The sequence below is a fragment of the Microbacterium sp. CnD16-F genome (assembly GCF_024124465.1).
In the GTDB taxonomy this organism is placed as follows: Bacteria; Actinomycetota; Actinomycetes; order Actinomycetales; family Microbacteriaceae; genus Microbacterium; species Microbacterium gawkjiense.
The window spans coordinates 22,497-32,672 of record NZ_JAMXSA010000030.1; the positions used below are offsets into that span (position 1 = coordinate 22,497).

The 10,176-nt window shown below is 67.6% G+C and carries 11 protein-coding genes; 8 read left to right on the forward strand and 3 right to left on the reverse strand.

From position 1 onward, the window contains the following. Positions 1-213 precede the first annotated feature (213 nt). The 3 genes from NH287_RS09475 (at position 214) to rplL (ending at position 2,553) form a co-directional block, all read left to right on the forward strand. Positions 214-1,197, forward strand: coding sequence for a hypothetical protein (locus NH287_RS09475; RefSeq protein WP_253035410.1), 984 nt, complete (start codon positions 214-216; stop codon positions 1,195-1,197). 436 nt (positions 1,198-1,633) lie between these two features. After that, positions 1,634-2,122 carry a 50S ribosomal protein L10 gene (rplJ, locus tag NH287_RS09480; RefSeq protein WP_064002996.1) on the forward strand — a complete coding sequence of 163 codons (489 nt, stop codon included), beginning with the start codon at positions 1,634-1,636 and terminating at the stop codon, positions 2,120-2,122. 50 nt (positions 2,123-2,172) lie between these two features. Further along, complete coding sequence (gene rplL / locus NH287_RS09485; RefSeq protein WP_018186979.1) at positions 2,173-2,553, forward strand: 50S ribosomal protein L7/L12; 381 nt, start codon at positions 2,173-2,175, stop codon at positions 2,551-2,553. A 77-nt stretch (positions 2,554-2,630) separates the two neighbouring features. On the opposite strand, the gene NH287_RS09490 is transcribed toward rplL, so the two are convergent. Beyond that, the gene (locus tag NH287_RS09490) at positions 2,631-3,671 is read right to left on the reverse strand and encodes a LacI family DNA-binding transcriptional regulator (RefSeq protein ID WP_253035411.1); all 1,041 of its coding nucleotides are present in this window, start codon (positions 3,669-3,671) and stop codon (positions 2,631-2,633) included. Between the two features lie 265 nt (positions 3,672-3,936). Here NH287_RS09490 and NH287_RS09495 point away from each other — a divergent pair, with 265 nt between their 5' ends. The 3 genes from NH287_RS09495 (at position 3,937) to NH287_RS09505 (ending at position 7,690) form a co-directional block, all read left to right on the forward strand. Further along, positions 3,937-5,271 (forward strand): ABC transporter substrate-binding protein, encoded by a 1,335-nt coding sequence (locus NH287_RS09495; RefSeq protein ID WP_253035412.1) that lies wholly within the window; start codon positions 3,937-3,939, stop codon positions 5,269-5,271. A gap of 110 nt (positions 5,272-5,381) precedes the next feature. Continuing rightward, a complete protein-coding gene (locus tag NH287_RS09500; protein WP_253035413.1) occupies positions 5,382-6,719 on the forward strand; it encodes a carbohydrate ABC transporter permease in 1,338 nt (445 codons plus the stop codon). Then, the gene (locus NH287_RS09505; RefSeq protein WP_253035414.1) at positions 6,719-7,690 is read left to right on the forward strand and encodes a carbohydrate ABC transporter permease; all 972 of its coding nucleotides are present in this window, start codon (positions 6,719-6,721) and stop codon (positions 7,688-7,690) included. Before NH287_RS09500 ends, NH287_RS09505 begins: the two co-directional genes overlap by 1 nt. 66 nt (positions 7,691-7,756) lie before the next feature. On the opposite strand, the gene NH287_RS09510 is transcribed toward NH287_RS09505, so the two are convergent. Together NH287_RS09510 and NH287_RS09515 are read right to left on the reverse strand one after the other, a co-directional pair. Next, positions 7,757-8,446, reverse strand: coding sequence for a DUF305 domain-containing protein (locus NH287_RS09510; RefSeq protein WP_253035415.1), 690 nt, complete (start codon positions 8,444-8,446; stop codon positions 7,757-7,759). After that, positions 8,443-9,153, reverse strand: coding sequence for a DUF3105 domain-containing protein (locus NH287_RS09515; protein ID WP_253035416.1), 711 nt, complete (start codon positions 9,151-9,153; stop codon positions 8,443-8,445). Before NH287_RS09515 ends, NH287_RS09510 begins: the two co-directional genes overlap by 4 nt. A 179-nt stretch (positions 9,154-9,332) precedes the next feature. On the opposite strand from NH287_RS09515, the gene NH287_RS09520 reads away from it, so the two are divergent. Beyond that, positions 9,333-9,986 carry a phosphatase PAP2 family protein gene (locus tag NH287_RS09520; RefSeq protein WP_253035417.1) on the forward strand — a complete coding sequence of 218 codons (654 nt, stop codon included), beginning with the start codon at positions 9,333-9,335 and terminating at the stop codon, positions 9,984-9,986. A gap of 5 nt (positions 9,987-9,991) precedes the next feature. Continuing rightward, a partial coding sequence (locus NH287_RS09525; protein WP_253035418.1) for a hypothetical protein occupies positions 9,992-10,176 on the forward strand: 185 nt, incomplete at its 3' end.

Genomic DNA, 10,176 nt, shown 5'->3' on the forward strand with positions numbered 1-10,176 from the left:
GCCCGTGCGCTGCCGCCCGGCATCCGCCCTTCTGTCCACATCATGTCGTCTGGTCGACATCACACGTCGTGAGCTGCGCGGAACGTGTGTTCTCGTGCGGACGACATGATGTGAACATCCGTCGCTTCCTCCACTGGACGACGGATTGCGGAGGCTTCCCCGGTTCGGCGCGCGAACCCCTCTCGGCCGGGTCGCCCTGGGGAGGCTCGCTGCATGCCTCGACACATCTCGTTCGCCGAAGCGCGCCGGCTGATTCTCGATCGTGCCGATCTGGAACGCTCCGGGTGGCGGTCGCGTGACATCACGGACGCGGTGAGAGAGGGTCGGATGCTGCGGATCCAACGCAATCGATACGTCCTCGCCGAGCAGTTCGACGACCTATGGCCCGAAGCGCGCCACCTCGTCGAGATCGCCGCCGCCGATGCTGAGCGGAAGGACGGGACGAGCGTGTTCTCCTATCAGTCCGCAGCGGTGCTGTGGGGACTGCCGCTTGCACGGCACGTACCCGATGCGGTTCACGTGAGCATGCCGGCGGATGGCCGGCTGGTCAGTCGCGCGGCGCTGCGCCGACACGCGGATCGGCTCGAGCCGTCCGAGATCACGAACCGGTTCGATGTGCCCTGCACGACCTTGGCCCGGACGCTCTGGGATGTGTGTCGAGTTCTGCCGCCGTCCAGCGGTGTCGCGGCCGCCGACGCGGCATTGCGCATCGTGGCGTCCACATCCGGCGGCGATCCCGAGGCGGTCGAGCGCTGGCGTCAGAGTGTGCTCGACATCGGCCGGCGAAAGCGCGGTTCACGCGGAGCGGCTCGTGCCGGGACGGTCATCGCCTTCGCGAACGGTCTCGCCGAGAGTACGGGCGAGAGCATCGCGCGCTGGATGCTGGCGGAGATCGGGTTCGCCCGATTCCGGCTCCAGGTCCCGGTGCGCGGGCCCGCCGGCTCGGACTACCGCGTCGATATCGAGCTGGAGGACGAGAACGTTCTCGTCGAGTTCGACGGTGCGGTCAAGTACCGCGACGATGAGCTCCGCGCCGGTCGACACCTGGACGACATCCTGCTCCTGGAGAAGCAGCGTGAGGATTGGATCCGAGGCGTGACACAGAAGCGACTGGTGCGCATCGGGTGGACGGACCTCGACACACCGCAGGTGCTCGCCGCCCGGATGGCTGCCTTCCGGATCTCACCCCGCCCATGAGCGCGGCGAACGCGGCATCCCCTGCCTCCTCCGTCGTGCACATCATGTGCTCTGAACGACTGCACATCTCCTGAACCGTCCACATCGTGTGCTCTCGTCGGGAGCACATGATGTGGACGACGCGGCGGCGGCTCGCCCGCACCCACCGGCACGCGTGCGCGCTTTCGCGCGAACGCACGGACCGGATGCCGGGATTTGGCGGGTGCGCGAGCGCGGCGTACACTGGGGGACAAGCCAAAGACCGTCGGTCATCGCTGTGCGCCCGCGCACACGATCGAAGCTCTGCATCGCAGGGGCCCACGCAGGTGTACGACAGACTTCCGGGAAACCGGGCCGAAGCTCCGTGCGCTTGCGCCGGAGCTTTTCTCATGTAGCCCGACCGTCGAGGTCGACGTCCCGCCACCGCGGGGCGTCTCGTACACATCAAGGAGTGACCATGGCGCAGAAGGATGCATCGGTCGCCGAGCTCACGAAGAACTTCGAGGACTCGAACGCCGTCTTGCTGACCGAGTACCGCGGTCTGACGGTTGCCCAGCTCAAGCAGCTGCGCAACGCGATCCGTCAGGACGCGCAGTACGCCGTGGTGAAGAACACGCTGACCAAGATCGCCGCGAACAACGCGGGGATCACGGCGCTGGACGAGGACCTCAAGGGTCCCTCGGCCGTCGCTTTCGTGCACGGCGACTTCGTCGCCACTGCCAAGGCTCTGCGTGACTTCGCCAAGGCCAACCCGCTTCTCGTGATCAAGGGCGGCATCTTCGAGGGCAACGCGCTCTCGGCCGACGAGGTCAACAAGTACGCCTCGCTCGAGAGCCGCGAGGTTCTGCTGGCGAAGGCTGCGGGCATGATGAAGGCGACGATGGGCAAGGCTGCCGCCACCATCGACGCGCTTCGCGAAAAGCTGGAGACCGCTGACGCCGCGTAAGCGACGAGCGAGCTCTTTTACACACACCCCATCTATCTAGGAGATACATCATGGCGAAGCTTTCCACCGAGGAGCTGCTCGAGCAGTTCGCCGGCCTCACCCTCGTCGAGCTCAGCGAGTTCGTGAAGGCGTTCGAGGAGAAGTTCGACGTCACCGCTGCTGCCCCCGTCGCCGTCGCCGGTGCCGGTGGTGGCGCTGCTGCTGAAGAGGTTGAGGAGAAGGACTCCTTCGACGTCATCCTCGAGGCTGCCGGCGACAAGAAGATCCAGGTCATCAAGGTCGTCCGCGAGCTCACCTCGCTCGGCCTCGGCGAGGCCAAGGCCGTCGTCGACGGTGCTCCCAAGGCCGTGCTCGAGGGCGCGAACAAGGAAGCCGCCGACAAGGCGAAGGAGGCCCTCGAGGCCGCCGGCGCGACGGTGTCCGTCAAGTAAGGTTCCGCACCTTTCCGAAGGCCTCGGATGCTTCGGCATCCGGGGCCTTCGGCCGTTTCCGGGGTGGATGCCGGGGGTCAGGACCAGGCGGCGTCTCGGACGGCGGCGCTCGATGACCCGGTCGGTGTGGACGTCGAGTTCCGCACCACCAGTCGCGGTCGGATGATGACGCTGGTCGGTTCGGCCGTCGGATCCTCGATGTGCCGCATGAGCAGTTCCACGGCCGTCCCGCCCTGCTCGCGCGGGATCTGCCGCAGCGTCGTCAGGGCGAACATCTCGGCGTTCTCGTGGTCGTCGATGCCGATGACGCTGAGGTCGGAGGGGACCAGGATGCCGAGGCGCCGCGCCGCGATGATGGCGCCGATCGCGACCTCGTCGCACGCCGCCACCAGTCCCGTGGGTCGCTGCGAGGGGTCGCTGAGCAGATCGACCGCGGCGGCGTAGCCGGCGGACATCGTGAGCTCCGCGGGCGTGCGGCTGATGTGGTCGCCGAGCCCCGACTCGCGCATCTCGCGCTCGTAGCCTTCGTAGCGCGCGGACTCGACGTGGGGCCACAGCGTCGCCGCCGTGCCGCCGAGGAACGCGATGCGGCGGTGTCCCAGCGCGACGAGGTGTGCCGTCGCCAGGGCGGCCGCGTGCGCGTCGTCGAGGGTCACGACGCTCGTCGTGCGCTCGGTGCCGATGATGCTGACGACGGGGCGGCTGAGGGACAGCAGGGTCTCGAGCTCGCTCTCGGCGGGCTCCAGCCCGACCGCGATGAGCCCGTCGAACCTCTTGCGGGTGAGGAACTCGTCGAACACGCGACGGCGGGTCTCGCTGCCCGGATCGGCGTCGTACAGGGTGAGGTCCAGTCCGCGTTCCAGGAGCGCCTGCTGGATGCCCTCGAGGACTTCGGCGAAGAACCATCGGTTGACGTGCGGCATCACGACGCCGACGTTGCGGGTGCGCCCCGTCGCGAGGCTGACGGCGCTCGTCGACGGTGTGTACCCGAGCCGGCGTGCGGCCTCGTGCACACGTCGTCGGGCATCGGCCGACACCTGCGTGCTGCCGGTCAGCGCGCGACTGGCGGTCGCCTTCGATACGCCGGCCTCACCTGCGACGTCGGCGATGGTGCTCATCGGTCCTCCTCGACCCCGTCCGACCGTCCCCTCGGTCGAGGACTCAGCGTAGTGCCTGGAACGGCACGCCGGAACCGGTTCCGTGGGCCGGCCGTGAGAGCGGTCTCACAGCTCGAGGGCCTAGGTACTCTAATGGATGCAGAACCTTGATATTTCGCTGTTGTGTCGAAGCGCTACCGCCAAGTAGGTTGTCCTGGAATCGGTTCCCCAAGGATGCGGCCAAGGCTCCTCTGGGCGGACGATGATCCCGAAAGAGGAGAAGTACATGGCATTGTCACAGCGATACCGTCTTCTTGCCCCGGTCGCCCTTCTGGGCGCGGCAGCACTGGTGCTGGCCGGGTGTGCGGAAGGTGGCACCGAGGGCGAAGGCGGCACGGGCGGCGAGGCGAAGAAGACCGTCCGCATCGCGGGAGGCATCACCGGCGGTGAGGCCGACGCCCTCAACAAGTCGTTTGAGAAGTTCACCGCCGACACCGGCATCACGGTCGAGTACACCGGCGACAAGTCGTTCGAAGGAAACATCGTCACGAAGGTCACCGGTGGTGACGCCCCGGACATCGCGATCGTCCCGCAGCCCGGTCTGCTGAAGACGCTCGTCGACACCGGCAAGGTGCTGCCCGCCTCCGACGCGGTCGAGAGTGCCGTCGACGAGAACTGGTCGCCCGACTGGAAGAACTACGGCACGTTCGACGACGAGTTCTACGCCGCTCCCATGCTCGCGAACCTGAAGGGGTACGTCTGGTACTCCCCGAAGCAGTTCGCCGAGTGGGGCGTCGAGATCCCGAAGACGTGGGACGAGATGATCGCCCTCACCGACAAGATCGTCGAGACCACCGGCGGCCCCGCGTGGTGCGCCGGATTCGCCTCCGACGCCGCGTCGGGATGGCCGGGCACCGACTGGATCGAGGACCTCGTCCTGCGCCAGTCCGGCCCCGACGTCTACGACCAGTGGGTGGCCGGTGACGTGAAGTTCACCGACCCGCAGATCAAGGAAGCGTTCGACGCGGTCGGCGACATCCTGCTCAACCCGGACTACGTCAACGCTGGCTACGGCGACGTCAAGAGCATCAACTCGACGGCGTTCGGCGACGTGGCTGCGGCCGTCGCGAGCGGCGACTGCGCGCTCACGCACCAGGCGTCGTTCCTCTCGGCGAACTTCCTCGACGTGCAGACCGCCGACGGCGAGACCCCTGAGGTCGCCCCCGACGGTGACGTCTACGCGTTCATCATGCCGGGCTACACCGAGGGCGAGCTCCAGGTCGAGGGTGGCGGCGAGTTCGTCGCCGGCTTCTCGGACGACGAGTCCACTCAGAAGGTGCTGGAGTTCATGGCCTCGCCGGAGTTCGCCGACGCTCGTGTCGAGCTCGGCGGTGTGATCTCCGCGAACAAGAACGCCGACCCCAACCTCGCCTCCAGCGAGTTCCTCAAGGAAGCGATGACGACGCTCCAGGACGAGTCGACGGTCTTCCGTTTCGACGCCTCCGACCTGATGCCCTCCACGGTGGGCTCGGGCTCGTTCTGGAAGGGCATGGTCGACTGGATCGACGGCAAGGACACCGACACGGTGCTCTCGGACATCCAGGCCGGTTACGAGAACTGATCGTCGCCTGACGATCGGCTGAGCCGAGCGGGGTCGGGCTGCACCAGCCCGACCCCGCTTCTCCCATCCGCACCGCCCGAGTAAATCGTCGTACTCAGAAGGGGACACCCATGTCGCAGACCACCGTCGACAGGCCGGTCGACACCGAACCCGCCGTGACCACTCACGCGCAGGACCCCAAGGGACGATCGATCACCCGAATCGTCGTCGCCGCCGGCTTCGCCTTGATCGTCCTGCTCTTCTTCCTGCTGGCCTTCACGGCCTCCAGCGAGGAGTCGGCACGCATCACCATCGGGTTCTCGCTCAACAGCTTCTTCCTCTGGCTCGGCGGTCTGAACCCGCTGGTCCAGATCCCCGTCATCCTGGTGGTGTTCGGGATCGTGGTCGGCATCATCCTCGTGCTGATCGAGTTCGCCCCGCGGCCCGGCCGCGGCTACTTCATCATGCGGTTGGCGGCCTGCCTGCTGATCCCGCTGCTGGCCTTCCTCCTGCTGCGTCCCTACGCGAACGCGGTGGTGTACGTCGTCGCGATCGCCCTGCTGGTCGGTGGACTGCTCTTCTTTGCGGACTTCCGTTCCCGTCAGGGCGCCGGCTACCTGTTCCAGCTGATCCTCTTCATGGCGCCGGCCAGCATCATGCTGATCCTCGGCCTGATCTACCCGGCGATCTCGACGATCTTCAAGTCGTTCTTCGACAAGTCGGGCGAGCAGTTCGTCGGCATGGAGAACTACATCTGGGTGTTCACGAACCCGACCGGTACGGCGTCGGTGGTCAACACGCTGCTGTGGGCGCTTCTGGCACCGACGATCTCGGTCGTGATCGGTCTCGCCTACGCGGTCTTCATCGATCGCGCCCGCGGCGAGAAGATCCTGAAGGTCCTCGTGTTCATGCCCGTCGCGATCTCGTTCGTCGGCGCCGGCATCATCTGGAAGTTCATGTACGACGCCCGTCAGGGCGATCAGGTCGGTCTGCTGAACGCCATCGTCACCGCCTTCGGGGGCGACCCGGTGCAGTGGCTGGCGATCAAGCCGGTCATCAACACGCTCATGCTCCTCGTCGTCTTCATCTGGACGCAGACCGGTTTCGCGATGGTGATCCTGTCGGCGGCCATCAAGGCGGTCCCCGTCGAGCAGATGGAGGCGGCGCAGCTGGACGGCACCAACGCGTGGCAGCGGTTCCGCAACGTCACGGTCCCCGGCATCCGCTCGTCGCTGATCGTCGTGCTCACGACCATCACGATCGCTTCGCTGAAGGTGTACGACATCGTCGCCGTCATGACCGGCGGTCGCGACGATACGACCGTCCTCGGCTTCGAGATGGTCAACCAGCAGCAGCGGTTCCAGAGCTACGGTCACTCGTCCGCTCTGGCCGTCGTCCTGTTCCTGTTCGTCCTGCCGCTGATCATCTACAACGCCCGATCGATGGCCAAGCAGAGGGAGATCCGCTGATGACCGTCGCAGCACCCACCACACCGGTCGACAACCGCACGGCCCGCCAGGTCGCGCGCGACACCCGCAAGAACGAGGCGATCGCCCACAAGAAGCTGACGTCGAAGGGCGCGACGATCGCGGCCGTCATCATCGCCATCTTCTGGACGATCCCGACGTTCGGCCTGTTCGTCACCTCGTTCCGACCCGGCGCCGACACGCAGTCGACCGGTTGGTGGACCGTGTTCACCAACCCCGACTTCACCCTCGACAACTATTTCGAGGCGCTGAACTCGGGCGGTACGTCGACGACACTCGCCTCGGCGTTCGTGAACTCGCTCGCGATCACCATCCCCGCGACGGTCTTCCCGATCGTCATGGCGGCGCTGGCGGCCTACGCGTTCGCGTGGATCGACTTCAAGGGGCGCAGCGCGCTGTTCGTCTTCGTGTTCGCCCTGCAGATCGTGCCGCTGCAGATGGCCCTCGTGCCGCTGCTGTCCCTCTTCTCGCAGGGGCTCACCATCAACGAAGTGCCGATCTTCCCGGGCTTCGGTCTGAACGACGTGCAGTACAGCTTCGCCCGCGTCTGGATCGCGCACGCCATTTTCGCGCTGCCGCTGGCGACGTTCATGCTGCACAACTTCATCGCGGAGATCCCGGGTGAGGTCATCGAGGCGGCGCGGGTGGACGGCGCCGGCCACGGTCAGGTCTTCTTCCGGATCATCCTGCCGCTGGCCGCTCCGGCGATCGCGTCGTTCGCGATCTTCCAGTTCCTGTGGGTGTGGAACGACCTGCTGGTCGCGACGATCTTCGCCTCGCCGGGCGCCCTGCCGATCACGCAGGCGCTGAACTCGCTGTCGGGAACCTGGGGCAACCGCTGGTTCCTGCAGTCGGCGGGCACGTTCATCTCGATCATCGTCCCGCTCATCGTGTTCTTCGCGCTGCAGCGCTTCTTCGTCCGCGGCCTGCTCGCGGGTGCGACGAAGGGCTGAGCCCGGAACGACGAGAGAGGGGGATGCCGGTGGCCACCGGCATCCCCCTCTTCGTTCGTCTGCGGGTCAACCGCTGCAGCCGAGGCGCTGCTGCATCGAGGTCATCGCCTGGATCTCGAAGGACTGACCCTTGATCATGGTCTGAGCGACCGTCCGCACGCGCTCGTCGGAGGCGAGGTCGACGGCGGCCTCGGCCATCGGGATCGCGCCCTCGTGGTGGCGGATCATCAGGGTGAGGAACGAGCAGTCCGCCTGCTGACCGGTGGCCGCCTTGAGAGCTGCCAGCTCGGCGTCCGAGGCCATGCCCATCTGCTCGCGCATCTCTTCGTCCGAGAGGGGCTCGCCGTCGGCGCCGGCGTGCGCATGCCCGGAGGAATCGGATGCCGCCATCCACGCCATCGGCTGGTCGTCGTACTGCGGCAGCCCCCAGCGGACCAGCCAGTCCAGCATCTCGCCGCGCTGCGACGACTGCCCGGTCGCGATGTCGTACGCGAGGGCGCGGAGCTCGTCGTCGTCGGTCTCGGCGTAGATGGTCATCGCCATGTCGACCGCCTGCGCGTGGTGCATCTGCATGTCGCGGGCGAAGCCGGCGTCGGCGGAGCCTTCACCCGGGGTGGAGCCGGCGATGCCGAACGTCGAGAAGCGGCCGATCGCGAACGCCACCGCGGCGATGGCGAGGCCCACGAGCAGCACGACCCACCACGGGGGCAGGGTGCGCTCGGTGCCCGGCTCGTCGCCGACGGTGCCGTCGGTCACTGCTTGCCGGGCGCGTCCAGAGCGCCGGTGCACGCGGCGCCCGGCTCGGGACCGTTCACGTTGCGCCAGTAGGCCTTGATGAACTCGCCGATGCGCTCATCGTCGGGGGAGTCGACCTTCAGCTGCGCGTTCCACGCGCTGACGGCGATGGGAGTGTCCATGTCCTCGTAGGGCGAGAGCACGGTGTGGTCCGAGGGCAGCTGCGCGTCGAGGGCGTCGATGCCGGCCTGGTCGACCTGCGCCGGGTCGTACGTGATCCAGATGGCGCCGTGCTCGAGGGTGTGGACGGCGTTCTCGTTCGGGACGGGCTGGTCGTAGACGCCGCAGTTCAGCCAGACCGCGTTGTGGTCGCCGCCGGCGGGAGGGGTCTGCTCGTAGTCGACGGCACCCTCGACGTGGTTGGCGGTGTGCTCGAAGGTCTGCACCCCCGAGATGCCCGAGCCGTCGCCGTCGCCGCGGGCGACGGTTACGGGGCGGGGCGTGAGGAAGTAGGAGGCGGCCACGAGGCCGACGACCACGACGGCGGCGGTGACGCCGACGATCCACCAGGTGGTCTTCGTGCGGCGGCGCTTGGCGAGCTGGCGCTGGTACTCGGCGAGCTTCTGCTGCTTCTGCTGCTCGCGCTGCTGCTTCACGGTGAGGTTCAGCTGCGCCTGCGTGGCAGGGTTGCCGCTCGTGCGCTTACCGGTGGGATCGTTCGGGGTCATGGGAGTGGCCTCGTCGGTCGGGGTGGGGAGGGCGCAGGTGCGCCGCTTCGATGTTATTCGCCTGCATCTGCACGGGCCCTGGGCGGTGAGCGTTTCATAGGGTCTCGTGACGTGTGGGGCATCCCGCGCGGCTGCGCAAGGGGTGCCTGACGGCGCCCCGCGTCGAGCAGGATGGGTCCATGACAGTGCCCACGCACGAACACGAGATCGGTATCGGCCTGCGGCTGGCGGTGATCGGCGCGGTGCTCCTCGTCGCGGCCGTCGCCACCGGGATCGCCGTCGAGTCGACCGACTCCGAACTCATCGACCTCGATTCCTGGTGGAACGCCTACGTCGCGACGTTCCTCCCCGGCATCCGACCCGTGTCGCTGCTCATGAACGTCCTGGGCGCGGGGGTCATCGGGACCTACGTCGTGCCCCTCGTCGGCGCGGGGTTGCTGCTGCTGGCCCGGCGGCCGTGGGGTGCGGTCTTCTTCCTCGCCGCGTCGATCGTGGGCGCGCTCGTCGTGCAGCTGCTCAAAGGGATCTTCGGCCGCGTGCGGCCGGAGGAGATGCTCGTCATCTCCGACCACGGGTCGTTCCCGTCCGGCCACACGGCGAACGCCGCGGTGATCGCCACCGTCGCGGTCATTCTCTTCCCGCGCGTCTGGGTGCTCGTCGTCGGGGTCGCGTGGACCCTGCTCATGGCGTTCAGTCGCACGCAGGTCCATGCGCACTGGTTGACCGACACCCTGGGCGGGACCGTGCTCGGTGTCGCCACGACGCTGCTGGTCGCGGCGGCGCTGACGATCCCCGTCGTCCGGGAACGCGAGCGCCGGTTCTCGCTAGGCTGAGCGGCATGAGCGCCGAGGAAGCCGCTGCCGAACTCGCCCGTCTCGAAGCCGAGGCCGCCGCCGCAGAGGCGGAGCTGAAGCTCGCGAAGGCGCAGGCCGCCCTGGCCGCCGCACGTGCGGCGGCCGCACGGACACAGACGGATGCCGCGCCTCCGACCGCGGCCGGCCCGGACGGCGATCCCGCCCCGGC

Excerpts from the sequence above, each read along its gene's own strand:
- NH287_RS09475 (WP_253035410.1), top strand. The coding sequence starts at position 214 with ATGCCTCGACACATCTCGTTCGCCGAAGCGCGCCGGCTGATTCTCGAT.
- rplJ (WP_064002996.1), top strand. The coding sequence starts at position 1,634 with ATGGCGCAGAAGGATGCATCGGTCGCCGAGCTCACGAAGAACTTCGAG.
- rplL (WP_018186979.1), top strand. The coding sequence starts at position 2,173 with ATGGCGAAGCTTTCCACCGAGGAGCTGCTCGAGCAGTTCGCCGGCCTC.
- NH287_RS09490 (WP_253035411.1), bottom strand. The coding sequence starts at position 3,671 with ATGAGCACCATCGCCGACGTCGCAGGTGAGGCCGGCGTATCGAAGGCG.
- NH287_RS09495 (WP_253035412.1), top strand. The coding sequence starts at position 3,937 with ATGGCATTGTCACAGCGATACCGTCTTCTTGCCCCGGTCGCCCTTCTG.
- NH287_RS09500 (WP_253035413.1), top strand. The coding sequence starts at position 5,382 with ATGTCGCAGACCACCGTCGACAGGCCGGTCGACACCGAACCCGCCGTG.
- NH287_RS09505 (WP_253035414.1), top strand. The coding sequence starts at position 6,719 with ATGACCGTCGCAGCACCCACCACACCGGTCGACAACCGCACGGCCCGC.
- NH287_RS09515 (WP_253035416.1), bottom strand. The coding sequence starts at position 9,153 with ATGACCCCGAACGATCCCACCGGTAAGCGCACGAGCGGCAACCCTGCC.
- NH287_RS09520 (WP_253035417.1), top strand. The coding sequence starts at position 9,333 with ATGACAGTGCCCACGCACGAACACGAGATCGGTATCGGCCTGCGGCTG.